At 38.4% G+C, this 24,083-nt stretch carries 22 protein-coding genes; 12 read left to right on the top strand and 10 right to left on the bottom strand.

The features are described from left to right. Positions 1-20: 20 nt before the first annotated feature. Both L0668_RS03890 and L0668_RS03895 read right to left on the bottom strand, forming a co-directional pair. Positions 21-527 (bottom strand): DUF6702 family protein, encoded by a 507-nt coding sequence (locus L0668_RS03890; RefSeq protein ID WP_268820179.1) that lies wholly within the window; start codon positions 525-527, stop codon positions 21-23. Then, positions 524-2,983: a M1 family metallopeptidase gene (locus tag L0668_RS03895; protein ID WP_235310768.1), complete on the bottom strand. Its 2,460-nt coding sequence runs from the start codon at positions 2,981-2,983 to the stop codon at positions 524-526. The genes L0668_RS03890 and L0668_RS03895 overlap by 4 nt, the downstream gene beginning before the upstream one ends. A gap of 270 nt (positions 2,984-3,253) precedes the next feature. Between L0668_RS03895 and proB the strand changes: the two genes are divergently transcribed. The 4 genes from proB to L0668_RS03915 all read left to right on the top strand — a co-directional run bounded on the left by proB (position 3,254) and on the right by L0668_RS03915 (position 6,785). Further along, on the top strand, positions 3,254-4,351 hold the full coding sequence (gene proB / locus L0668_RS03900; RefSeq protein ID WP_235310769.1) for a glutamate 5-kinase: 1,098 nt from the start codon (positions 3,254-3,256) through the stop codon (positions 4,349-4,351). Positions 4,352-4,400: 49 nt separating this feature from the next. Continuing rightward, entirely contained in the window at positions 4,401-5,651 is a 1,251-nt protein-coding gene (locus L0668_RS03905) for a glutamate-5-semialdehyde dehydrogenase (protein ID WP_235310770.1), read from the top strand. Next, a complete protein-coding gene (locus L0668_RS03910; RefSeq protein WP_235310771.1) occupies positions 5,632-6,171 on the top strand; it encodes an HAD family hydrolase in 540 nt (179 codons plus the stop codon). Before L0668_RS03905 ends, L0668_RS03910 begins: the two co-directional genes overlap by 20 nt. A gap of 242 nt (positions 6,172-6,413) precedes the next feature. Further along, positions 6,414-6,785, top strand: coding sequence for a hypothetical protein (locus L0668_RS03915; protein WP_235310772.1), 372 nt, complete (start codon positions 6,414-6,416; stop codon positions 6,783-6,785). Between the two features lie 38 nt (positions 6,786-6,823). Here the strand turns inward: L0668_RS03915 and L0668_RS03920 are convergent, their stop codons facing one another. Then, positions 6,824-8,302, bottom strand: a complete 1,479-nt coding sequence (locus tag L0668_RS03920; protein ID WP_235310773.1) for a M20 family peptidase — start codon at positions 8,300-8,302, stop codon at positions 6,824-6,826. 74 nt (positions 8,303-8,376) lie between these two features. On the opposite strand from L0668_RS03920, the gene L0668_RS03925 reads away from it, so the two are divergent. From L0668_RS03925 to L0668_RS03935, 3 genes are all read left to right on the top strand, one after another. Then, entirely contained in the window at positions 8,377-9,270 is an 894-nt protein-coding gene (locus L0668_RS03925; protein ID WP_235310774.1) for a DMT family transporter, read from the top strand. A gap of 163 nt (positions 9,271-9,433) precedes the next feature. Next, positions 9,434-10,036 (top strand): carbonate dehydratase, encoded by a 603-nt coding sequence (gene can, locus L0668_RS03930; RefSeq protein WP_235310775.1) that lies wholly within the window; start codon positions 9,434-9,436, stop codon positions 10,034-10,036. Positions 10,037-10,323: 287 nt separating this feature from the next. After that, positions 10,324-11,541, top strand: coding sequence for a multidrug effflux MFS transporter (locus L0668_RS03935; RefSeq protein WP_235310776.1), 1,218 nt, complete (start codon positions 10,324-10,326; stop codon positions 11,539-11,541). Between the two features lie 3 nt (positions 11,542-11,544). On the opposite strand, the gene yrfG is transcribed toward L0668_RS03935, so the two are convergent. Continuing rightward, a complete protein-coding gene (gene yrfG / locus L0668_RS03940; protein WP_235310777.1) occupies positions 11,545-12,231 on the bottom strand; it encodes a GMP/IMP nucleotidase in 687 nt (228 codons plus the stop codon). Between the two features lie 88 nt (positions 12,232-12,319). On the opposite strand from yrfG, the gene nudE reads away from it, so the two are divergent. Genes nudE through L0668_RS03955 form a run of 3 tightly spaced genes read left to right on the top strand, consistent with a single transcriptional unit; the run spans position 12,320 to position 14,303 of the window. Further along, a complete protein-coding gene (gene nudE / locus L0668_RS03945) occupies positions 12,320-12,886 on the top strand; it encodes an ADP compounds hydrolase NudE (RefSeq protein ID WP_235310778.1) in 567 nt (188 codons plus the stop codon). After that, complete coding sequence (cysQ, locus tag L0668_RS03950) at positions 12,883-13,716, top strand: 3'(2'),5'-bisphosphate nucleotidase CysQ (protein WP_235310779.1); 834 nt, start codon at positions 12,883-12,885, stop codon at positions 13,714-13,716. The genes nudE and cysQ overlap by 4 nt, the downstream gene beginning before the upstream one ends. Then, positions 13,716-14,303 carry a YceI family protein gene (locus L0668_RS03955; RefSeq protein ID WP_235310780.1) on the top strand — a complete coding sequence of 196 codons (588 nt, stop codon included), beginning with the start codon at positions 13,716-13,718 and terminating at the stop codon, positions 14,301-14,303. Before cysQ ends, L0668_RS03955 begins: the two co-directional genes overlap by 1 nt. Positions 14,304-14,355: 52 nt before the next feature. On the opposite strand, the gene L0668_RS03960 is transcribed toward L0668_RS03955, so the two are convergent. The 4 genes from L0668_RS03960 to ompR all read right to left on the bottom strand — a co-directional run bounded on the left by L0668_RS03960 (position 14,356) and on the right by ompR (position 17,803). Continuing rightward, positions 14,356-14,589, bottom strand: coding sequence for a YheU family protein (locus tag L0668_RS03960; protein ID WP_235310781.1), 234 nt, complete (start codon positions 14,587-14,589; stop codon positions 14,356-14,358). Continuing rightward, positions 14,586-15,641 (bottom strand): hydrolase, encoded by a 1,056-nt coding sequence (locus tag L0668_RS03965; protein WP_235310782.1) that lies wholly within the window; start codon positions 15,639-15,641, stop codon positions 14,586-14,588. Before L0668_RS03965 ends, L0668_RS03960 begins: the two co-directional genes overlap by 4 nt. Before the next feature lie 93 nt (positions 15,642-15,734). Further along, the gene (gene envZ, locus L0668_RS03970; protein WP_235310783.1) at positions 15,735-17,030 is read right to left on the bottom strand and encodes a two-component system sensor histidine kinase EnvZ; all 1,296 of its coding nucleotides are present in this window, start codon (positions 17,028-17,030) and stop codon (positions 15,735-15,737) included. A gap of 47 nt (positions 17,031-17,077) precedes the next feature. Beyond that, positions 17,078-17,803 carry an osmolarity response regulator transcription factor OmpR gene (ompR, locus tag L0668_RS03975; RefSeq protein WP_235310784.1) on the bottom strand — a complete coding sequence of 242 codons (726 nt, stop codon included), beginning with the start codon at positions 17,801-17,803 and terminating at the stop codon, positions 17,078-17,080. Between the two features lie 375 nt (positions 17,804-18,178). Between ompR and L0668_RS03980 the strand changes: the two genes are divergently transcribed. Next, positions 18,179-19,099 (top strand): sensor domain-containing diguanylate cyclase, encoded by a 921-nt coding sequence (locus L0668_RS03980; protein WP_235310785.1) that lies wholly within the window; start codon positions 18,179-18,181, stop codon positions 19,097-19,099. Between the two features lie 84 nt (positions 19,100-19,183). On the opposite strand, the gene L0668_RS03985 is transcribed toward L0668_RS03980, so the two are convergent. Beyond that, entirely contained in the window at positions 19,184-20,086 is a 903-nt protein-coding gene (locus L0668_RS03985) for a phosphoribulokinase (protein ID WP_235310786.1), read from the bottom strand. Positions 20,087-20,236: 150 nt separating this feature from the next. On the opposite strand from L0668_RS03985, the gene L0668_RS03990 reads away from it, so the two are divergent. Continuing rightward, positions 20,237-20,857: a 3'-5' exonuclease gene (locus L0668_RS03990; RefSeq protein ID WP_235310787.1), complete on the top strand. Its 621-nt coding sequence runs from the start codon at positions 20,237-20,239 to the stop codon at positions 20,855-20,857. A 13-nt stretch (positions 20,858-20,870) separates the two neighbouring features. On the opposite strand, the gene amt is transcribed toward L0668_RS03990, so the two are convergent. Beyond that, the gene (gene amt, locus L0668_RS03995; RefSeq protein WP_235310788.1) at positions 20,871-23,909 is read right to left on the bottom strand and encodes an ammonium transporter; all 3,039 of its coding nucleotides are present in this window, start codon (positions 23,907-23,909) and stop codon (positions 20,871-20,873) included. Positions 23,910-24,083: the final 174 nt, after the last annotated feature.

Raw genomic sequence — 24,083 nt, forward strand, 5'->3', positions numbered from 1 at the left:
ACTAAAGGTAAATTTACCCCCTAGTGTTTAAAGTCAACTTTAAGTAATTCAACAGAGTTAGTAAAAGTTAAGGTTTGCAAGTCACCCTTACCTTCCACATTGATGGTGTTGACTTGCTCTGGCCATAAGTCACGAAGTGCATCGTGGCGAATTTTCAAATTCTCAAGCTTTGCTGGTTGTTTGGTTTCTTGGTAAACCCAAAAAAACTGCCCTTCAATCTCATGCCCGACTACCTTTAAAGGTAATGGCTTGTTATGACTATCATACAGACTGAACTTTTGTTCTACATATTCACTAAATTTAGCTTGAGTGGTTTCAGCATCCAAAATATCAGCATCTTTTCCAAAAATATGTTTTACCGCATGCTCAGCATCATGCACTCTAAATCTATGCATCACTTCAATATTATGTGTACGAGGGTTAAACAACACTGTACTAATTGATGATTTTTGTTGATGAGCAAAAGTAGTAGGTGCTACTAAAAAACATAGCACTACTACTAAGTAGGAAGAAAACCTATTGATCATTCTTCTTCCGTTTTCTTTTTCTTGCCTGTGTCTTTATTAAGCTCAGTTTTGATATCTTGCATAAGATCTTGAGCCACCTTGCTTGTGCTCTTCTTACGTTTATAAGCTTCAATACGAGACTTAATAATTTGACGTGGGTAGTGGTTATTGTGGGTATCCACATCGGCTGTTTCCCACCTAGGGTCTACGGTTACACTAACAAGTTCTTTATTTTTGTCTGTGATAATTAACTTGCTTACCGCTTTGGGAGTACGACGCCAAATTTCAGCAGGAATATATTGATTTTCCTTACTGCCATCTTCAAAAGTTAACTCCAGGATGATAGGCATAACTAAACCACCAATATTAGAAAACTCTAATACATAGTAGTTTTTGTCTTCTTTAACTGCTCTTTCAAAAGCGGTTTTTTCCCAAGGTTTTAAGCCATTTAAGAACTTATAATATTTATTACGCTCTTTGTTCGTTACGGTAAAACGATCATTTTCGTCATAGAAATCTTTAATATCTGGGAAACGTTCAACCCAAAGTTTTTTACCTTCAGCCTTGTTGCGTTCGTCAGTTAAAGACAATGGCTTATCTAATTCTTCTTGGCGTTGACGGGCAAAATCGATATCAGGATCTTTAGTATCTAAACGTAATTTATATACGTTATCTAAAGATATATCGACATGATCTGTACTGTAAAACCATCCACGCCAAAACCAATCTAAATCCACACCAGAGGCTTCTTCCATAGTACGGAAAAAGTCAGAAGGTGTAGGGCGTTTATATTTCCAGCGGGTGGCATATTCTTTAAAAGCAAAGTCAAATAACTCTCGCCCCAATACGGTTTCACGCAAAATATTTAAAGCAGCGGCTGGTTTAGTATAAGCATTAGGACCTAGGCGTAATACGCTATCAGACTGAGTCATAATGGGAACTTGAGTCGTCGACTTCATGTAATCGGTAATGTCACGAGGTTCAACGCCCCAAGGAATAGTTGGATCCCATTCGCGGCCAGCTACACCATCTAAAAAGCTGTTTAATCCTTCGTCCATCCAAGTCCATTGGCGTTCATCAGAGTTAACTATCATAGGGAAATAGATGTGCCCAATTTCATGGATAACCACTCCGATTAAGAAACGTTTTTCAGCCTGCGAATAAGTGCGGCTGCCGTCGTCTTGTAGTTCAGTTCTAGGGCCATTAAAAGTGATCATTGGATATTCCATGCCACCTACTGGACCGTTAACTGATTGTGCAACTGGATAGGGGTAGTCGAACGAAAAACGGCTATACACATCTAATGTGTGAATAATGGATTCAGTTGAATATTTTTTCCATAAATCGCCACCTTCTTTAGGATAAAAAGACATTGCCATAACCAATGGCTGTTCGCTACCACCTTGCTGGTGCCCACGGGCGTCCCACATAAACTTACGAGAAGATGCCCAGGCAAAATCTCTTACATTGTCAGCTTTGAACTTCCAAGTTTTAGTTTTATTGGTGCCTTCTTTTTCGTTTTCTAAGGCTTCTTCAGCGGTCACAACAAATACGATACGCTCTGCAGTTTCAGCTTCTTTAAGTCGTTTACGTTGAGTAGAGGTTAATACGTCTTTTGGATTCTCTAACGAACCTGTTGAGCTAACAATATGATCTGCTGGAACGGTTAGTTCTACTTCATAATTACCAAACTCTAAGGTGAACTCCCCACGACCAATGAACTCTTTATTGGTCCATGCTTCGTAATCAGTGTAAGAATGTAAGCGCGGGAACCATTGAGCTAACAAGAAAATGTCGTTGCCGCCTTCTCTTTCATCATCTGCAAAGTGCTCGTAACCCGCTCGGGCTGATACAGCATCTTCTTCGACAATATTGAAGGCAAAATCTAAAGAGAATGTGACTTTTTTGCCTGGCTTTAAGTGAGTTGGCAAATCAATACGCATGTTAGTGCCAACAATAACGTAGTGTAATGAATTTCCACGTTTATCTTTTACATTAGTAATGTCATAACCTAGCACGTTATCTTCAACAAATTGTTGGCGACGTAAAGCGCTCAAACTGAGCTGTGCAGGTTTGTCTGAAGATGCAGCAGCAGTGGCTGGCCCACGACTGCCAATACCACCAAAAGTAGTTGTTGTGGCAGACATTGAATCATCTTTGAATTTATTTTGATCTAATTGCATCCACAAATACTTTAGAGTATCGGGCGAATTATTATGATAAGTCATAGTTTGGCTAGCTTCGATTCGACGTTTTTCTTCGTCTAACTTAGCCTTAATTTGGTAATCGACTTGCTGTTGCCAATACTCATGGCCAGGTTCCCCTGCTGCATTTCGGTATACGTTTGGAGTAGGAAGTGATTCATCGAGCTGACGAAATTTGTCTTCAAAACTTCCTTTTGTTTGATTAATGCTAGCATTTGCTGTGATTAACACAGAAAACGATAACACGGATATCGTAATTAATTTGTTAAACATACTTTTCCCTGGATTTTTATTTATAGTGAATGCAGTGATTTTATTATTATTTCTGCAGAATGAATTTTATTTCATTTTTATGAATTTTTTTTGTTTAATTTGTCTCCTTTTAGACAGATTTGTGCGATTTTTGTGGAATAACCTTTATTTTTGCAATAAATGTTTCGTTTGGAGTGCAAAACTTAGGAAGCTTCCATAGCTTATAACTACAAAAGCTTGTTAATACTGCTATTTATCGTAATCTAAGGCCCTTAATTGATGAGGACAAACATGACTAAGTTCAACTGGAAACGGGCAGTGGTTAAAGTGGGTAGCAGTTTAATTGCTCCTACCAATAATCAGTGCAGTACCCAGTATTTAGAAGCTATCGCCCAATTTATTAGCGCTAGCCGTAAGCAAGGTAAAGAAGTGATTTTGGTCTCTTCGGGGAGTGTTGCGGCTGGAAAGGGTAAAATTGCTCATAAGCATAAACCTTCTATTGCTGAAAAGCAGGCCATGGCGGCTATAGGGCAAACTCAGATGATGGCTAATTGGGCAAGTTTGTTTGATTTTGATTGCGCACAAATATTGTTAACTTCGGATGATTTACATAACCGAACTCGATACGTCAATATCAAAAATACTTTGCGTGAATTATTGAAAAATAACGCACTACCTATAGTCAACGAAAATGACACAGTAGCGGTTAACGAATTAAAAGTAGGCGACAACGACAACTTGGCCGCATACACGGCCTTGGTTGCTGAAGCTGATACTTTGATTATCTGTTCTGATATTGACGGTTTATATGATGCTGACCCAAGAAAAAATCCACAGGCTAACTTGATGCCTTTGGTCGATAAAATCGACCAAAGTATCTATGATTTAGCGGGTGGAGCTGGCAGTGATGTTGGAACCGGCGGTATGCAAACCAAAATACAAGCTGCTGAAAAGTGCGTTAATTCAGGTATCCAGACCTTAATAGTAAATGGTCGTGACGAACAATCCTTTTTAAGTCTGGCTAAAGGTGAAATTCCCGGCACTTTATTTGTTCCTAATAAAAGTTTAGCCAGTGCTCGAGATAATTGGTTACGACATACTTTAAAAGTAAAAGGTAATATAGAAATCGATCTAGGGGCCAAAAAGGCATTGTTGGAAAATGGTGCTTCTTTGTTACCTTCGGGTATTACCGAGATTAATGGGACGTTTGATTCAGGCGAAGCGGTCAATATTTGTTTTCAACATCAACCCATAGCTAAAGGATTAGTGATGTATAACACAGCAGATCTAATGTCTATTCAAGGACTGAATAGCAGTAAAATCGAATCTAAATTAGGTTACTCTTTGAGTGAAGCCGCTGTGCATAGGGATGATTTAGTATTGTTATAAACAGGGCTTTCAAGCCAAAATTTTTTAATTATTTAAAAGAGGATTTATCATGAGTTTTTCTATTGCCGACGCGGCGCAGCAAGCTAAAAAAGCAGCCCGCCAAGTAGCAAATTTAAATGCTGAACAAAAAAATCAATTATTAGTCGATATTGCTGAGGCTTTATCTGTCAATACACCCAGCATTTTAGCAGCCAATGAGAAAGACTTAGCAGCAGGCAAAGAAAATAATTTAGATGCGGCCATGTTAGATCGCCTAGCGCTAGATCCTTCACGTATACAAGGCATTGCCGATGCTGTAGTTGAAATTGCAGGGCAAGTTGATCCAGTAGGCAATATCTCTAGTATTCAGCGCATGCCAAGTGGCATTCAAGTGGGTAAAATGCGTATTCCATTGGGTGTTATTGCCATGATTTATGAATCACGCCCGAATGTGACCATAGATGCCGCAGCTTTGTGCTTAAAAGCCGGAAATGCAGTTATATTGCGTGGTGGTAAAGAAGCATTACATTCTAATTTAGCTTTGGCTGAATGTATTAAATCTGCGTTGGCTAAACATAATATCGATCCTGCGGCTGTGGTGGTTATCCCTGATACTGATCGCGCCGTAATGAATGAATTAATGACGTTAAATGAGTCCATTGACTTAATTATCCCAAGGGGCGGCGAAGGCTTAATTCGTTTTGTTTCTGAAAACAGTCGTATTCCTGTTATTCAGCACTTTAAAGGTGTATGTCATCTGTATATAGATAGTGATGCTGACCAAGTCAAAGGCTTGAATATACTTAAAAATGGTAAAACTCAGCGCACAGGTGTGTGTAACTCTTTAGAAACCTTAGTGGTACATAAAGATGTGGCAGAGTCATTTTTGCCGAAAGCTGCAGCTATGTTAGCCGAGCACAATACTGTGATACATGCTTGTGAAAACAGTATTGGTTATTTTTCTGGTGCACAAGCGGCAACAGTAGACGATTGGCATGCTGAATATTTAGCTATGGAAATTGCGGTAAGAGTGGTTGATGATTTTGAGCAAGCGATTGAACATATTGAAGAATATAGTTCTGGTCATACAGAGGTAATTGTTTCTCAAGATTATTCAAAAACCCAAGAGTTTATTCGCCGTATTAATTCTGCTGTAGTGATGGCTAATGCTTCATCTCGTTTTTCTGACGGTGGTCAGTTGGGCTTAGGGGCTGAAATTGGTATATCTACCAGTAAGTTACATGCCTATGGCCCTATGGGCGCAGAATCACTTACTACCGAAAAATTTATTGTGATGGGTGATGGCGAAGTTCGTTCTTAACGAATTACACGGTATAACGCATTTTCTGTTTGATTGGGGAGACACCTTAATGGTGGATCTACCTAATCAAACAGGACCAATGTGTGACTGGCCAGAGGTTAAAGTGGTTGAAGGTGCATTAGAATGCCTCAAATATTTAAACCAAGATGCTCAATGCCATTTAGCCACTAACGCTCAAGACTCTACAGAATTTCAAATTCGCCAAGCATTACACAAAGCAGGCTTGAGTGACTACATTCAACACATATTTTGCTGTGAAAATCTAGGTGTTGGTAAAAGCAAGCCTGATTACTTTCACAGAATAATAGAAAAACTAAATTCACCTGCCAAACAGATTATGATGATAGGTGACTCTTTAGAAAAAGATATTTATCCTGGGTGTAAAGCTGGGATCAAAGTAATCTGGTTTAACCCAACAAAAAAGTCAGTTGAAACAGTAAATCAATCATTTGATTTACTACCGTTCAAGGGCATGGAAATTAATTCTTTATCAACACTTTGTATTGGCCATAAAGCTTAAAATAACTCTATATCTGTTGAGCTAGAGCTAATCACTCCTTGTTTTTTTTCAAAAAATACTCTTATTGTTTTCTTAACCAAAATAGAAGGTGGGTTAAAATACGAAGTTGTCCAATTATTTATCCATTAAAATCTCAACCGCCCCTTACTTATATCGATTGGCATGGGCAATGCTTACAGGCTTAAGAGGTAACATTATTCTTAATATAATTGAGACAAAATTAACATAGGCTGTAAAACAAAATGAAAAAAATTAGTGGCAAGTATGGGGTTGATTGGTTAATGGCTACTTTCGCTTTGATTGGCATGTTGGCGGTGTTGCAGACTTTTATTATTGGAAAACATTTTATTATCCCTACTTTATTATTAGTGATCACAATCGTACTGGGTAATTTAGCTTGGTACGGGTTTAAACAACTAAAATGGGCTCAATATGTCAATTTTTGGTGCATCAGTATTTTAACTAGCCATTGTTTCTTTGCATTGTTTTGGGCTAAGAAGTATCGAGAATTATTGGGCTCCTTATTTGAACCTGTAGCTATTGTGGTTACCATTTTACTGTTTTTGCTTTCTTGGTTTTATGCGCGTAATAATCAACTTTTTAGTAAAACTTAGATACCATTTCTAAGTACACAACTGGTTAAGTAAAAGCATTATTGGGATTTAGGTATTACTCCACTAGCTGATTGCTCTAACATGGCATGGTAAAACTGCACTGAACGAAGATAGTCGTTTACACTTATTTGTTCGTTTATACCGTGGAATTGTTTAAGTGTATCAGAGTTGAAAGTCACCATCATAAAGCGGTAGATATTGTCTGATAGTTCATGAAAATGCCTAGCATCTGTGGCGCCTATCATTAAATAGGGTGCGACGAGTATGTTCTGATCAATACGTCTAATGGTAGATTCAATTAAATTAAAACCGTAGCTGTCGGCTGGTGAAACAGTTGAAGCTTCATTGGCTAGTTCTGCCGTGATTGTGACTTGTGGGTCATCAATCACCTTCTCTAAATGGGCGTGAATACTGTTTATTGTATCACCAGGCAAAATTCTAAAATTGACTACAGCACTAGCCACAGTGGGCAATACGTTAGATTTGCTACTGCCTTGTAACATAGTCACAGCTGTGGTGGTGCGTGAGCTTGCTGCGGTACTGGGTTTGGCTGTGAGTACTTGCATCACAATCGGTTCGAGTATCCACAAGTTAGCTAAGGGTAGACGTAAAGATAAATCGGTCGCGTAACCAATCCGTTCAAACATTAGCTCAAAAAAATCAACTTTAGCTTTAAAAGGATTATTTTCAACCTTGACGATTGCTTGGGCTAATATGCCAGCCGCTGTATGCGCTGGTGGTTGAGATGAGTGGCCACCTTCGCCTTTTACAGTCAATCGAAAGTTAACAAAGCCTTTTTCTGCCACGCCAATTAAGGCTACTTGTTGAGAGATACCAGGTACTAAACCATCAGCAATTATGCCACCCTCATCCATTACAAACTCAAAGCGAGTATTCGTTTGTTTAAAATATTTAGCTATGGCTACAGCGCCTTTTCCGCCCACTTCTTCGTCATGACCAAAAGCAAAGTAAATACTACGTTTGGGCTGTTTACCTGCGGATAAGTAGTGCTCCATAGCCTCCATTAGTGCTACTACACTAACTTTGTCATCTATGGCTCCCCTACCCCAAATTGTGCCATCGATCACTTCGCCACCAAATGGGTTATGTAACCATTGATTTTTTGAAGCTTGGTCAACAGGTACCACATCCATATGTCCCATAAATAATATGGGGGCAAGTTGAGTGTCACTTCCTTCAAAGTGAAATAACAAACTAAAGTCTTCAAATTTAGTTAACTGAGTTTTTTGATGAACCAGTGGAAAGTTATTGGCTAAAAATTGATGAAAATCTGTGAATGCCTGAGGATTAATTTGACTGGCATCATCATAAGATACGGTTGGAATTTGAATAGATTGGCTAAATCGTTGAATAGCCTGTTGTGAATCAATATTGATGGCCGGAATAGGCTCGATAACTTGGAATTGGTTATTTTCAAATACAGTAAAGCTTCGATAAAAAAGCACTGAAATGAGTAGTCCTACGAGTATGGCAATAGATATCAATATTTTTTTCATCGGTGGACTACTTACTTTCACAATAAAGGATAAACTTAACATCAGTATAACCTTTCATTACGAGGATTAAACCCTTGTCTAATCCCTTGTTGTTTACTGTTGTGGTGTTAATTTGGGGCTCAACTTGGCTTGCTATTACTTTTCAATTTGGTGAAGTTGATCCCATTTTGTCCGTAGCCTATCGATTTTTTGCCGCTGCCCTAATTTTGTTTAGTTACTGTAAATTCAAAAAGTTACCTTTGCGTTTGCCCATACATATCCATCTTAAAATGGTGTTTGTGGGTTTGTGTTTATACACTATGGATTATTCCTTGTTGTATCAAAGTCAGCAATACATCATCAGTGCTATCGTTGCCTTAATGAGCTCTGGTATGGTGTATATCAACGTCTTATTGCGTCGAGTTTTGCTCAAAAAACCGATTAGGTTTGAAGTCATGATTGGTGCTACCTTAGGCATGGTTGGAATAGGTTTGATATTTTTACCTGAGTTTTCCAAAATATCTGCGAATGACTATTTAGTATTAGGCATTACATTTGCGTTAGGGTCTTTTTTCTTTGCTTCCTTAGGTAACGTAATTTCTGAGCGGATCCTCGATCATGGTACACCGGTAATCCAAATGAATTTTTGGGCTATGAGTTATGGTGTGGTGTTTTTATTAATTGCTGTTTTATTTAATGGTGTAGAGTGGGTCATTCCAACTAACCCTAACTATTACCTCTCCATGTTTTATCTAACTGTTTTTGGTTCAGTAATCGCTTTTGGCGCGTATATGCAATTAGTCAAACAAATGGGTTCTGACAAAGCGGCTTATGTGGTACTGGTCTATCCAATAGTTGCACTTGTATTGTCCACCATTTTTGAAGGGTATGTGTGGCATACCGAAGCCTTTATTGGTGTGGTTGTTGTGTTAATCGGCAACGGAATAGCTATGGGAAAAATACCTTTAGGTAAATTTCACTGTGATTAAATACCGTTATTTAATTTCAATAGACGCAATTAATATATGGGTGAAAGTTGATACAAGCAAAGTATTCTATGTGCCTTCAACTGGTGAAAAAGATTCCTAATGGAGGTTGGATTTGTTGTGGCTCAAGGGTTTTATATACTTGCCGTTCTAATTAAGAGGTATTATGAAAAAAATTGCGCAGTTACTCGAAAATAATAAAAATTGGTCTGAATCAACCAAAGAGGCGGATCCAGAATTTTTTAATCGTTTATCAGAAAGACAAAAGCCCGAATACTTGTGGATAGGTTGTTCAGACAGTCGGGTTCCCGCTAATCAATTACTGGGCTTAATTCCTGGCGATATTTTTGTGCATAGAAATGTAGCCAATTTGGTGATCCACACAGATTTTAACTGCTTGTCCGTACTGCAATATGCTGTGGATGTATTAAAAGTGAAGCACATTATTGTGTGTGGTCATTACGGTTGTGGTGGAGTGGATGCCGCACTGGGTGATCAACAATTTGGCCTGATTGATAATTGGTTAGGGCATATCAAAGATATTGCCTACAAACATAGAGAAGAGCTCGCTGCTTTGAATGAACATGATCGTTCGGCACGTATGTGCGAAATAAACGTGATGGAGCAAGTTGAAAATGTACGCCGTAGTAATATCGTAAAAGATGCTATTGCTAGAGGACAATTAATTAATATTCACAGTTGGATTTACAGCTTACGCAATGGCCGTGTGAAAGTTTTAGAAAACTCAGATAAGCCTGAACCAGAGTAAGCAAAAATACTTAATTTAAAGCTTAATATTTAGTCTCGTTGTGAGCTTCTAACCCTTACCTTGCTTGGTGTCTCCATAAAGAAGTTCTCTTTACGTAAACGTATTTCTGCATGGGACCCGTTACACCTAATGTTAGCCTCTGTTATACAGGGGCTTTTTTATTGTGATATTTGGTTTAAAACCTACTAAGCAATCAAATTTGCTATAAAAAATAAAAGCACTATTGTTGGGGAATGATAAAATTTACCTTTTCTTAATTAACAGCTTAACAATTAACGGCTTAACTTATGTCATCTAATCAACCACCATCCATAAACCAACACAAAGCCGATATCGGTTTGGTGGAATTTGTGGCGCTTATGGCTTTGATGACCTCAATTGTGGCACTAAGTATAGATGCCATGTTGCCTGCCCTACACCAAATTGGCATAGATTTGGCTGTGGATGATCCGCAAAAAACACATTTAATCGTGTCTTTGTTCTTTTTAGGCATGGCTTTTGGACAGTTGTATTATGGACCACTGTCTGATGATAAAGGCAGGCGCTATGCGATTTTACATGGCCTAATTATTTTTGCTTTGGGTACCTTAGTTTGCATGTTTTCAGATTCCTTGCAGATGATGCTAATTGGCCGTGTGATCCAAGCTTTTGGTGTATCTGGCCCTAGAATTGCCACTTTAGCTGTGATCCGAGATAAATACGAAGGTGAAGCCATGGCTCGAGTCATGTCTTTTATCATGATGATATTTATTCTGGTACCTATGTTGGCGCCGAGCTTTGGTCAAGCCGTATTAATATGGTTGTCTTGGCAGCATATTTTTTCTTCCTTTTTATTGATAGGTTTGATCATAGGCGTTTGGTTTTTTGCTCGCCAACCAGAAACCTTACCCAAACATCTCAGAACGCCTTTTAGTTGGGCTAAGTTGTGGGAGTCCAGTCGCTATATTCTAACCCACAAAATAGTGATGTTTTACACCATATCATCGGGTATTATTTTTGGGGCGTTTTTAGCTTACATTAGTGCCTCACAGACAATCTTTCAGTATATTTATGATACTGGTGAGATGTTTCCTATGTATTTTGCTCTGTTGTCATTTTCGATAGGTGTGGCGTCTTTTACCAATGGTACCTTAGTGATGCGCTTGGGTATGCGAACTTTGTGTACTTGGGCCATGATAGGTTGGATGGTCTTTTCGATTTTACTGACTATATTGTGTTTACAAAATGACGGCGTACCGCCTTTATGGCAGCTAGTATCGACCTTGTTTGGCGCTTTCTTTTGTATAGGTATATTGTTTGGCAATATCAATTCAATGGCTATGCAGCCTTTAGGAAAAATGGCTGGACTAGGTGCTGCCATTATTGGTTCATTTAGTAGTTTTTTCTCGGTGCCTACAGCAGTATTTGTAGGTAGCTTTATCGACCAAACCATCACCCCCATCGCATTTGGTTTTGTCGGTTTTGGTGCCATTTCTTTTGTACTTTATTGGTACGCAGACAAATAACGATCAGTCAATATTAAAGGGTTGCGACATAATATCGTCGATTAAGTAACGATAATCTTGCACAGCTGAAAAGTTATCTATTTCTCGAATAGCTTGTTGGCTATCAGGGTTACTTACCGCCAATAAATGTTGAATTCCAAAATCTTGAGCTGCTTGTAAAATACCTAGGCTGTCGTCTACAAATAAAGTGTGTTTTGGATCAAAATTTAACCTTGCTTGTAACTTTTGCCACAACTGTTGTGACTCTTTAGTTACGCCAAATTCATGGGTCGAAATTAATAAATCAATGTGTTCATCGAGTTGGGTGTGTTCTACTTTTAGCGACAAACTATCAGGGTGAGCATTGGTTACTAGAATCACCTCTCGTCCAGACGCTTTCAGTGCATCTAAAAAAGGGATAGTGTCATCACGCATTTTTATCAGATGTTCAACTTCTCGCTTAGCTTCCACAATATTCATGTTCAACTTTTCTGCCCAAAAATCTAAACAATACCAACTTAAGGTGCCCGTTACTTTTTCATATTCTGTTTTAATAAATCTTGTGGCTTCTTCAATGGATATATCATTTTGTTTGGCTAGCTTTTGCGGAACATGGTGTAACCAAAAGTGATTATCAAAATGTAAATCGAGCAATGTTCCGTCCATATCTAATAAAACAGTGTGAATTTCTTTCCAAGTAAGCTTTGACAAGTGGCGTGTCCTTTATTTAACAGGTATATTAAATACACTGATTTTTAAGTAGTTAATCGACTAACATCTATACTAACGTGAATTATTGATGAGCAACATAAACAAAAATAAAAAGCTTCCTCAAATACATCAACGCAAAGTGATAGCAAAAAGTGCTTTATTTAAAATAGAGCAACTTGATCTAGAGTTTTCTAATGGCGAGCAACGAGTTTTCGAACGTATGACCGGCAGTGGTCGTGGTGCTGTGATGATAGTGCCGTTTATTAATGACCATGAGTTTTTATTAGTCAGAGAATATGCCGCAGGTACTCATACTTACGAACTTGGGTTTCCCAAAGGTTTAATCGACCCAGGTGAAACGCCAGATATTGCGGCCAATAGAGAGCTAAAAGAAGAAGTGGGCTATGGTGCCAATCACTTGCTGCCATTGTATAATTTAAGTATGGCTCCGGCTTTCTTTAATTCTAAAATGGCCATTTTTATTGCACAAGATCTTTATCCAGAAGTGTTAGCTGGCGACGAACCAGAACCTTTAGATGTGGTTAGATGGTCAATTTTTGAACTGGATGCTTTATTAGCCAGAGAAGATTTTATTGAAGCTAGGTGTGTTGCCGCTTTGTTATTAGTCGAAAAATGGAAAAAGGGGCAACAATGACAACTGAAAAACCACAACAATTATTAGACATAGCTAAAGGTGCAGCGGTGAAAGCTGGTAAGGTTATCCTCGACTTATACAATCAAGGTGATTTCACTAGTTTTCAAAAAGACGATGATTCACCTGTTACTACAGCCGACTATAAATCGAATGAAATCATTATGGATATCCTGCAAAAACAAACGCCGGATATTCCTATTATGTCAGAAGAAACTGATTGTGGTCCTCTTGCACAGCGCAAACATTGGCACCGTTATTGGTTATTGGATCCAATTGATGGCACCCAAGAGTTTGTCGCTCGTAGTGGTGATTTTGCAGTTAACATTGCTTTAATTGAAAATAACGAACCAGTAATGGGAGTGATTTATTGGCCGGCTGGGGAAACACTTTATTATGCTTCAAAAGGTCAAGGGGCCTTTAAAGAAAGTCCTTCAGATAGTAAACAAATTCATGTGCGCCCTTTCAAAGATACAGAAAAAGACGTGATCATGATTGCTATTAGTCGCAGGCAAGCCAGAGAAAAAGTGATGAATTGCATGAGTGACAAACGGGTGTATCAAACCTTGCCATTAGGTAGCTGTTCATTAAAAGCTTGTTTTATCGCCGAAGGTAAAGCTGATGTATTTATTCGTTTTGGGGTGACAGGTGAATGGGATACAGGTGCATCACAATGTATTGTCAACGAAGCGGGTGGAAGCATATTAGTCCACGATTTTAGCCCGTTAAGTTATAATCAAAGGGAAGAATTAACCAACCCCGACTTTATTGTTATGGGTGATAAAAATGTAGATTGGACTTCAATTGTTAAATATCAGGTAAGTGAAAAGTAATGAAAACATTAATCCGGGTTTTATTTTTAAGTGCTTTAGGTAGTGCTTTTATTTCGACGTCTGTATTGGCTGATTGGGCCTTGCAGAATGATCTATCTAGTGTGCATTTTATTTCCACTAAAAAGCAACATATCAGCGAAATTCATCATTTTAAACAATTAACTGCTAGCCTTAAAACAGACGGCCATTTTAGCCTGTCGATTGATTTAGGTTCGGTAGAAACCGGTATTGAAATTCGCAATACTCGTATGCAGGAACATCTATTTAAAGTGGCTATGTTCCCAACTGCCGAGATTAACGCCACATTATCTGCCATGGTGATGCAACTTAAAAAAGGTCAATCAATGGAAGTCACGCTACCTGCTAGTTTGAATTTGATGCAAACCACCAGCGCGTTAGACCTGACTATACAAGTGACCAAAACTTTAGAAGGTGATTATGTGGCAACTAGTGTTCAACCTGTTTTAATTTCAGCCGCTGACTTTGGTTTAAAAGAAGGAGTTGAAACACTACAAAAACTAGCTGGTTTACCCAGTATAGGTTTAACAGTACCTGTATCTTTTAACTTGGTATTGAAAGCGAGATAATTTAGTTAAAAAGGGGCGTTCTCTTATGTCCCTGGTTACCTATCCAGATTATTTAATATTCTTCTTCAGTCGCAGAGAATTGGTCTTTAGGTACTATATTGACTGACTCGTGAAGTTCTGAATAAACTAACAATGCTTCGCCATGTTTAAGTTGCTGTAAAACTTGTTGCACTTTATCGGCTAAGTCGCAGTCTACGCTGCCGTATTCGGTGCCTTCTCGTAAAACAAATCCTTCAATAATATTTAATAAAGTCTCTTGTTCGACTTCTGATACCGGGATGATCATTTCATTGGTTCCGTATTTGATGAGGTTTCAATACCACTAAAAAATGTACTCAAAAAATTGTTGGCTCTTTGGTGCATCCAGATTGTTGGTTGCCAAGGTGTGCCTTGCAAAAAACCTACATGACCGCCATTTTTACTGATTTCTAGGCCGACATTTGGAGATAAATTGTGTGCTGCTGGTACTATAGATTCATGCATAAATGGATCATCTTTGGCATGCACCACTAAGGTGGGTGTGTCGATATTTTGTAGAAAGTTGGCCGAGCTACATTTTTGATAATAATCCGCTGCGTTGGCATAACCGTGTAATGGCGCGGTGACATGTTGATCAAACTCCCTAAAACTTTTAAATTGTTTAATCTGAGACTCGCTTACTTTTAGTAGGTTTTTATAGTCAATAGAGCGCATTTTGATAAGCAAATTATTAATCATGCTTTTTAGTAAGTAACCTTGATAAATACGGGAAAAACCTTGGTTAATATTGGTTGAGCAGATATCTAATTGAAATGGCACCGACACAGCCATAGCGGCTTGTAAGATTTTTTGTTTAGGTTGCTCACTTAGCATTTTTAGTAACATATTGGCACCTAAAGAAAAGCCAATTGCGGCTTTACGGGTGTCAGGAAACTTTTTTTCTAACCAGTTTAAAAAATACCAAGCATCTTCAGTTTCACCAGAATGGTAAGCTCTTGGTTTGAGATTGGCTTCACCACCACACCCCCTAAAATGCATTAGCACCACAGAGTAACCTTGTTTAACTAAATTTGCCGCCATGTCGTTGGTGTAATGGGAACGAATTGAGCCTTCTAAGCCATGAAATAAAGTAATCAGTCCATTTGATTGTTTAACGTTACCCGCCCAAATTAAATTAACAAAATCTCCATCCGGTAAGACTAATCTTTCTTTGCGATAATTAAGTTTGGCGCGCTTTTGAAAGAAACGCGGGAAGATGGTTTGTAAATGCCTGTTTTTGGCCCACCATGGTGGTACAAAATCACTTTCGACAATTTCGCCATAACGCACAATTTGAGGGGGTAAAGGTTCTGTATACATCAACTATAAGTAATACTATAAATATTTTTGTAGAATACAATAATTACGCACATTAGTCGCGGTTGAAATGGGGTAGGCAAAAGTGTTCGATTTTTAGATTTGATAAGTAATAGTGACGGTTGCCACTAAGCCTCCCTCCGGATGATTGTTTAAAAACACAGTGCCCGAATGTAAACTGACTATACGCTTTATAATGGCTAAACCTAAGCCAGAGCCTAAACTACCGCGAGCTTTATCACCTTGGGTGAAGGGCTCAAATAAATCTTCAATTTTATCTTCTGGAATACCCGGACCAAAATCACGAATGGCGAAACTTACCTGTTTATGCTTTTTGTCATGACTGGAGGCGATTTGAATATGATCGCCGCCATATCTAAAGGCGTTTTCGATTAAATTTTCGAGTACTCGTCTGAGTGCCACTCTACGAATTAAAATTAAGGGTAGAGGCTGTAAATTCAATTCGATTTGGTGGTTTTCTTCTATATTTCGTGCGTTGACTGCATCATTGATTAAATCATTAATGTCGCCTTGTTCGAGTACTTCTTGTTGATCTTGACGAACATAGTTAATGAACTGGTCGATGATTTCGTTCATATCTTCTATATCGTGCTCTATGCCATCTTTAATCCAGTCTTGATCATCCGGTAACATTTCTGAAGCTAAACGAATACGGGTTAAGGGAGTGCGTAAATCGTGGGATATACCTGCGGTTAATAAAGCTCGGTCTTTTTCTAACTGCTTGATCCCTTTAGCCATTTGATTGAAGGCTCCCGTTACTGCAATCAACTCACTTGAGCCTTCTTCTTTTAATGGCTTGGGTACTTGGCCTTTACCTACTTGTAAAGCAGCTACCTCTAGGGCTTTTAGTGGCCGGTTAATACGCCTAACAAATATCAAACTGCCACCCACACTTAAAATACCTATCATTAATAAATACACTAAGTGAGGTGACCCATCGCCTTGACTTAAGCCCACTATGGGAATGGTGATCCAAATGGAGGGATCTTGCGGTGGTTTAATCCAATATAAATAAGGTTCGCCGTGAGTAATTTTGACCTGTGCTTCACCACCTAAATTATACGACATTTGTTTTGACCAAGATTGATAGGGCATGGCTTGATCAAGGCCATTAGCGATGGCTTCAGACTCAGTTAATACCTGCATGCCGGTTGTTTTAAAAATGCGTAGATCTATTTGTGGGTCATCGCCATGTAAGCCCTCATCGAAAGCTAGTTTGATTTGATTGGCTAACAAATTATTGATTTGTTGAACATTAGGACTGACAAAATAATAAGTGACTGAAACCAGGGATACCACTTGGTTAATGAACAACAAAATGCCAATCAACAAAACGGTTTGACCAAAACTACTTTTAGGTAAAATTCTCACGCTGGTTTTATTCGCTCAATGACATTTTGCTCAGTAAATAACTAAAATTAAGATGCATTTTCACCATCTGGCACAAATACATAACCTAAGCCCCAAACAGTTTGAATATACCTAGGATTGGTTTGGTCTTCTTCTAACATACGTCTTAAACGTGAAACTTGAACATCTATGCTACGTTCTAATGCGCTGTAATCACGACCTCGCGCTAAATTCATTAATTTATCTCTAGATAAAGGTTCACGAGGATGAGTCACTAATGACTTAAGTACAGCAAACTCACCACTAGTTAAGGTCATAGGCTGGCCATCAGCTAACATTTCGCGGGTTCCAAGGTTTAGCGAATATTTCCCAAATTCTACAACTTGTTCTTCTTGTGACGGAGCACCTGGGGCTTCAATGGTTTTGCGGCGTAATACGGCTTTAACTCGGGCTAATAATTCCCGTGGATTAAATGGTTTTGGTAAATAGTCATCTGCGCCCATTTCTAAACCTATGATGCGGTCCACTTCATCACCTTTTGCAGTTAACATCACAATGGGAATGTCATTTTCTTTTTGACGTAAACGTCGACAAATTGATAACCCGTCTTCACCGGGTAACATTAAATCCAACACAATCAAATGGAAGTTTTCTCGCTCTAGGTAACGATCCATTTGTTCTGAGTTGGCGGCTGCTCGTACTTGAAAACCTTGTTCAACTAAATAACGTTCTAACAAGCTACGTAAACGCATATCGTCATCAACTACTAAAATTTTGGTAGTTTCTTGTCCCATTTTCTTGTCCCTCAAAAAAAGCCCAAAGTGTGGACTATTGTTTATGTAGACACTATATGTGAAAGCTAATCATTTCAAAAGGTTACTGTGAGTAACAAACGCCCTGCTTTGTTACAAAGTTTGTCATACTTAGCTGATTAGCCTATAAACTTAATAGTAGGAAGAAAACAGTTGCTATGTGAAAATTGAACTTGTTCGTATTGCTATTAACTAAAGCTTAGACAAGCTTCATTGATTATCTAGTTGTAGAAGTTATCAAAGTAGCCAATTTTATTTTAAAGATGCTAGGTTTTTAATTACGTTAGAAAATTCCCAGTAAGAATGTAGTTTAAGGTTTTTTTGTACAAACAGAGGGTAGGTAATGGATATATCTGAATGAACGAAGGCTTTTCAAATTTAGTCACACATATTGGGGATTTTTTAGATAAAACCCAAGACGGCTATGCCATATTTTCGATGGATGATGTGTTGATTGGTTGTAACCAGGCTTTTGCAGATATTTTGTATTTGAACACTGAGCTGATTATTGGCCAGACATTCGAGCAGTTATATCGTGAAATTTATAAAAATCAGAAAGGTCCTATAATTAATACCACAGATATTGATCAGTGGTTAATAGAAGCCAATAAAAAAAGACGAAGTAGAGACTTTAGAATTTTTGAAATTGACCTAAAAGATGGCCGTTGGTTTTTAGTTTCTGAACAAATTTCAGACAAGGGTGAATTATTATTACATGCTAAAAACATCACCAAACAAAAAGTTCTCGAGCACAATTTACATCAGCATACCTCTGAGTTATCTAACTTAGCGGCAACCGATGAGTTGACTCAAATTTCAAATCGGCGCAGTTTTATTAGTCAGGTTAGTTCTGAAATTAATCGATGTGAAAGGAACAAACTGCCCGCTTGTTTTTGTTTGTTAGATATCGACTATTTTAAGAAGGTTAATGACGAATATGGCCATATAACTGGTGATCAAGTGCTAGTGGAATTAGCTGAAGTCATTAACTCTTTATTACGCGAATATGATCCCTTTGGCCGTATTGGTGGTGAAGAATTTGGCCTGTTTTTTCCGGATACTACAATTGAACAAGGACAAGAGATCTGTCAAAGGTTGTGTGAATTAATTGTTGCAACAAACTTTAATAGTCCAGCCATGCCAATAAACATTACTGTGTCAATTGGCGTAGTAGAATATTGGCAAGGCGCAACTTTTGAACAGTTGTATAGTCAAGCTGATAACGCATTATATGAAGCAAAAGATGCTGGTCGGAATCAAATTGCAATTCATGACTGAGGTTGATTAAAATTACACCAAAGTACCCATCTTACGGGTAACTATATTTGTGAGCATATTGGATATAAGAATAGGTGGCAGATATTATTTTTTACTTACCCAGTCCATTTGAAATCCAGCACGACGTTTTTTGTCTAATAACTCTTCAAGCAAAGGGCTTAAAATTAACTCCATGGCTAAGCCCATTTTTCCACCAGGTACCACTATGGTGTTGATTCTGGACATAAAGGCACCGTCTATCATCTTCAAAAGATAAGGGTAATCTACGGTTTTCATTTCGCGGCGAAAACGTACCACAACAAAACTTTCGTCTTGGCTGGGAATTTCACGGGCACTGAAAGGGTTAGAAGTATCAACAGTGGGCACCCGTTGAAAATTTACATGGGTACGTGAAAATTGGGGGGTAATATATTTAAAATAATCGTCTAAGCTACGAACAATGCTACTCATCACTGCTTCTCGCGAGTGACCTCTGTCTGTGGTGTCGCGCACGATTTTTTGGATCCACTCCAAATTTACTATAGGTACCATGCCAACCAATAAGTCTACATGTTTAGCTACGTCTACTTCGTCATTGGTGACACCACCGTGCAAACCTTCATAAAATAGTACGTCAGTATTTTCAGGTAAATCTTGCCAAGGTGTGAATGTGCCGGGCATTTGATTAAAAGGCACGGCTTCATCAAAGGTATGCAAATACTGTCTATGTTTACCCATACCTGTTTCACCGTATTCAGTAAACAAAGACTCCAACATTTCAAAGTCATTCGCTTTAGGACCAAAATAACTAATGTGTCGGCCTTGTTCTTGGGCTTTACGGATTTCTACTTCCATCTCGGGTCGAGTAAAGCGATGAAAACTGTCACCCGCTACAACTGCTGCATTTACAGACAGGTTGCGGAAAATATGCCTAATGGCATTAGTTGTCATAGTTGTGCCAGCACCAGATGAACCGGTTATGGCAATAATGGGATGTTTAACAGACATTCAACACACTTTGTCGAGAAATGAAGATCATTTATAAGCAAGCTTTGTCCTAGGGTCAAGGATAAGTGTATGTAAAGTGAGATTATTTGACTTTAAACTAGCTATGGGCATTAATTAAGCAATCTAGTTTGTTATTGAGTTGCCAGTGTTATGCCCCAAACCTTAGTTATTTTTGATACAGAGTTTACTGCTTGGCAGGGTTCTAAAGAGCGCAATTGGTCTGAGGTTTGGGAGCACAGAGAAATTATTCAAATAGCAGCGATTAAGGTGCAAATAGATCTTACTGAACTAAAGATTATATCCAGCTTTAATTGTTTAGTTAAACCAAAAATCAATTCAAAACTAAGTGATTACATCATAGATTTAACAGGCATTGAGCAACATGTGTTAGATGAAATGGGGGTTGATTTTCCAGCTGTATTACAACAGTTTTATCAATTTACTGAACAAGGTTCGTTGGCGTGTTTTGCGTGGGGTAAAGACAATCATGTTTTAACTGATAATTGTTTATTAAACGGCATTGATATGCCTGATTTCTGCAAAGGTTTTCACAATTTACATGCCATGATCCGTAAACAAAACATAGATGGCGGCCATTTATGCAGTGGCGAGTTAGCCAATCATTTAGGTTTGAGTTTGAATGGCCATGTACACAATGCCCTTTATGATGTGCGAAGTATTGCTTTGGCTTTGAATTATTGGATGCAGCAGGGTTTAGTTTCTGAAAACACCTTTAAACCAATCAATAAAGCCTATCAACAAAAACATTAGAGTCTGTTTATCTTTAGTTTTGTTTCGAAAGTAACTTAAGCTCTGTATCTTCAGCAGACATAGGTTTATTGAAATAATAACCTTGGAAAATTTCGCATCCTTTACTGGCTAAAAATTGCCATTGTTCTGCGGTTTCCACCCCTTCAGCAACTGCTTCTAAACCCAAGTTTTGGGCCAAATTAATGACAGTGGCACATATCTGACCGTCTTCTATGGTATTGGCACATTCATCAACAAAAGATCTGTCTATTTTAAGCACGTCGATAGGTAATCGTTTTAAATAATTAAGCGACGAGTAGCCTGTACCAAAGTCATCAACAGATAGGGTAATATCTAGGCTTTTTAACGCTGTCATAGCTTCGATAGACCGTTCAATGTCGGTCAATAATACACCTTCAGTGATTTCAAACTCAATTAACGAGCCATCAATCTGGTAGGTATTTAGTTGTTCTTGTACAAATGAAATTAGGTCGTCAGAGACTAAGTGTTTGCCCGATAAATTGATTGAAACCGGGTACAGGCTAAAGCCTTCTTGTTGCCATTGATTAAGTTGTTGTAGTACTACTTTAATGACTTTTCGGTCGATATTAATGATTAGATTGGACTCTTCAGCCAGTGGAATAAATTCCGCTGGTGAGATGAGTCCTTCTACTGGATGATGCCAGCGTATTAGCGCCTCTAGCCCTGTTACTGCCTTGTTATTATCCACTTTTGACTGATATACCATGTGGATTTGGTCATCAACTTGTAATGCTTTTTTCATTTCCTGTTCGAAATTAAATTGGCGCACCGATTTGGTCATCATTTCTTGGTTAAAGATTTGATAGTTGTCTCGGCCCGCTTGTTTAGCATGATACATAGCAATATCTGCTTGCTGTATGAGCTTAGATGCATCTAATTGTGATTCTGTATATAGTGAAATGCCAATACTGGTTGGAATATTGATTTCACGACCTTCAAGGGTAATTGGTTCGCGCATTTGTTGTAGAACTTGATTCGCTTTGGCATGTATTTCGTCTATTTTACTTATCTGATTAAGTAATACGACAAACTCATCTCCACCCCATCTGGCTATCACGTCTGAGCTTTCGGTTACTTGGGTCAGCCGTTCGGCTACTTCTCTTAATAATTTATCGCCAGCTGCATGTCCGAGTGTGTCGTTGATATTCTTAAAGTGATCTAAGTCCATAAATAAAACAGCTAGACCTTCTGCTTCTTGCTCGGTAATAGTATTTTGGATGCTTTCGATTAAATACGTTCTATTATACAGGCCGGTTAGTGGGTCACTGTAAGCCAAATGTTTTAACTTGTCTCTTAGTTTGGTTTGGCGAGTAGTGTCACGAATATGTAAGGTAAACTCATTTTTTAATTGGCTGCCTAAACTTGCTCCAGTGATAGTAATTTCAGCTGGAAATTTCTCACCAGAACTACGGCGTAAAAACGTGGTATTTCGGCGGTTATATAGCAAACCTTGAGATTCAGAGAATTTATGTTTTAAACTATTAGTTACGGCTTCTTGTTCACTTGGATCTATGAATAAATCAATAAAGCTTCTGTTGAGAACATAATCTTTTAGATAGCCAAATGTTTTTTCAGCTGCAGGATTAAATTCAATGATCTTGCCGTCAAAATCTATACTAATAATGCTATCCATAGATGAGTTTAAAATGGCGCTTTTGCGTTTTTCACTGGCTTTAAAATTATGAATAGCCTCATCCCGTTGAGTTATTTCGTTATTTACTCGATTAATCACTTGATTATACTGCTGGGCAATTTGGCCAACTTCTGTAAATGGTTCAACAGGAACGGGCGATGAAAACTCTCCGCCATCTTGTTGTTTTTTCATGGTGCCTAATAAATCGATCAATTCTGTAGAAGCTCTATGCTCAGATATGTTCATACCTAACATTTCTTGTTCAGGGGTAACCCTTAAATTAATGAAAATACTAACTAATTTAATCAATGCGAAGCTGGCAACAAAACTATAAATATTAATTGCAGCTACACCAGTTAGCTGACTCAAAAACTGTTCGCTTCGAGATAAGCCTGTTTCTAGAGCAGCTAAATCAGCAAATAAAGCCACAGCTAAGGTGCCCCATATTCCTGCAAATAAATGTACTGGAACTACGCCTAAGGCATCATCTAATTTTAGCTTTTCTAATAGATGAGTGCCTGCGTATAAAATGAGTCCAGCAATGCTACCAATGATTGCGGAATCTGCTGGGCTCATGGCAAAACAACCCGCAGTAATAGCCACTAAACCAGCCAATACACCATTTAATATGTAGGTTACATCTATAAACCTCTTAAAATAATAATGGCATATGGAGCTAACTAGACCGCCCCAAACGGCGGAGATAAATGTATTAAGGATTATAATGGGTACGTTATCATCAAAAGTGAGCGTGCTGCCGCCGTTAAAACCAAACCAGCCTAACCACAAAAAGAGCGCGCCAAGTACAGTAAGAGGTAAGTTACTGCCTGCAGGTAGATCGTGTTTGTTATCGAAGCGGCCGATACGAGGACCAATAATAATGACAGCTGCTAATGCAACTGAGCCACCTACTGAATGCACAACGGTTGAACCGGCAAAATCCACAAAGCCTAACTTTTGTAACCAGCCGAGGTTTTCTGGATTAAAAAAAGATGCCCATGCCCAATGCCCTGCTATTGGATAAATGAAGGCAGCTAAAATGACGGTGATCCATAAATAACCAACAAAGGTCATGCGTTCTGCAACGGCGCCAGATAAAAGTGTGGCCGCTGTACCACAAAACATTAATTGAAAGACAAAAAAGCTAATTTGATAGGGTGTGTTTTCTTCACCGAAAAAAAACTCAGAGGTGCCAAACCAACCGTTATATGAATCGCCAAACATTAAGGCAAATCCAAATAGCCAAAAAACGATAGTGGATAGAATAAAGTCAGAAATATTTTTAGCGGCTACATTGATACTGTTTTTGCTACGGATTTTCCCCGTTTCTAAACACAGAAATCCTGCTTGCATGATAAATACCATAAATGCGCTGATGAGTAGCCATGATTCTGTCATTAATTATCCTTTCTTTTTTCGCCAACAGTTTGCTAGATGCGACCAACAAATTCAAAGTATTATTTTTTATTTACCGGAAATTTATGGGCTGTTTTCAAAAAGCAAAGTGAAGTAAGACGAGCTTGTTAAGGTAAGTTTTCTATTATGTAAACAGAGTGGTTAAACGCTCCTAAT

It is taken from the genome of Paraglaciecola algarum, from assembly GCF_021532655.1.
In the GTDB taxonomy this organism is placed as follows: domain Bacteria; phylum Pseudomonadota; class Gammaproteobacteria; order Enterobacterales; family Alteromonadaceae; genus Paraglaciecola; species Paraglaciecola algarum.

What these genes read in the sequence shown, in the direction of transcription:
- L0668_RS03890 (WP_268820179.1), bottom strand. Translation starts at nt 527, where the DNA reads ATGATCAATAGGTTTTCTTCCTACTTAGTAGTAGTGCTATGTTTTTTA.
- L0668_RS03895 (WP_235310768.1), bottom strand. Translation starts at nt 2,983, where the DNA reads ATGTTTAACAAATTAATTACGATATCCGTGTTATCGTTTTCTGTGTTA.
- proB (WP_235310769.1), top strand. Translation starts at nt 3,254, where the DNA reads ATGACTAAGTTCAACTGGAAACGGGCAGTGGTTAAAGTGGGTAGCAGT.
- L0668_RS03905 (WP_235310770.1), top strand. Translation starts at nt 4,401, where the DNA reads ATGAGTTTTTCTATTGCCGACGCGGCGCAGCAAGCTAAAAAAGCAGCC.
- L0668_RS03910 (WP_235310771.1), top strand. Translation starts at nt 5,632, where the DNA reads ATGGCGAAGTTCGTTCTTAACGAATTACACGGTATAACGCATTTTCTG.
- L0668_RS03915 (WP_235310772.1), top strand. Translation starts at nt 6,414, where the DNA reads ATGAAAAAAATTAGTGGCAAGTATGGGGTTGATTGGTTAATGGCTACT.
- L0668_RS03920 (WP_235310773.1), bottom strand. Translation starts at nt 8,302, where the DNA reads ATGAAAAAAATATTGATATCTATTGCCATACTCGTAGGACTACTCATT.
- can (WP_235310775.1), top strand. Translation starts at nt 9,434, where the DNA reads ATGAAAAAAATTGCGCAGTTACTCGAAAATAATAAAAATTGGTCTGAA.
- L0668_RS03935 (WP_235310776.1), top strand. Translation starts at nt 10,324, where the DNA reads ATGTCATCTAATCAACCACCATCCATAAACCAACACAAAGCCGATATC.
- nudE (WP_235310778.1), top strand. Translation starts at nt 12,320, where the DNA reads ATGAGCAACATAAACAAAAATAAAAAGCTTCCTCAAATACATCAACGC.
- cysQ (WP_235310779.1), top strand. Translation starts at nt 12,883, where the DNA reads ATGACAACTGAAAAACCACAACAATTATTAGACATAGCTAAAGGTGCA.
- L0668_RS03955 (WP_235310780.1), top strand. Translation starts at nt 13,716, where the DNA reads ATGAAAACATTAATCCGGGTTTTATTTTTAAGTGCTTTAGGTAGTGCT.
- L0668_RS03960 (WP_235310781.1), bottom strand. Translation starts at nt 14,589, where the DNA reads ATGATCATCCCGGTATCAGAAGTCGAACAAGAGACTTTATTAAATATT.
- L0668_RS03965 (WP_235310782.1), bottom strand. Translation starts at nt 15,641, where the DNA reads ATGTATACAGAACCTTTACCCCCTCAAATTGTGCGTTATGGCGAAATT.
- ompR (WP_235310784.1), bottom strand. Translation starts at nt 17,803, where the DNA reads ATGGGACAAGAAACTACCAAAATTTTAGTAGTTGATGACGATATGCGT.
- L0668_RS03980 (WP_235310785.1), top strand. Translation starts at nt 18,179, where the DNA reads ATGAACGAAGGCTTTTCAAATTTAGTCACACATATTGGGGATTTTTTA.
- L0668_RS03985 (WP_235310786.1), bottom strand. Translation starts at nt 20,086, where the DNA reads ATGTCTGTTAAACATCCCATTATTGCCATAACCGGTTCATCTGGTGCT.
- L0668_RS03990 (WP_235310787.1), top strand. Translation starts at nt 20,237, where the DNA reads ATGCCCCAAACCTTAGTTATTTTTGATACAGAGTTTACTGCTTGGCAG.
- amt (WP_235310788.1), bottom strand. Translation starts at nt 23,909, where the DNA reads ATGACAGAATCATGGCTACTCATCAGCGCATTTATGGTATTTATCATG.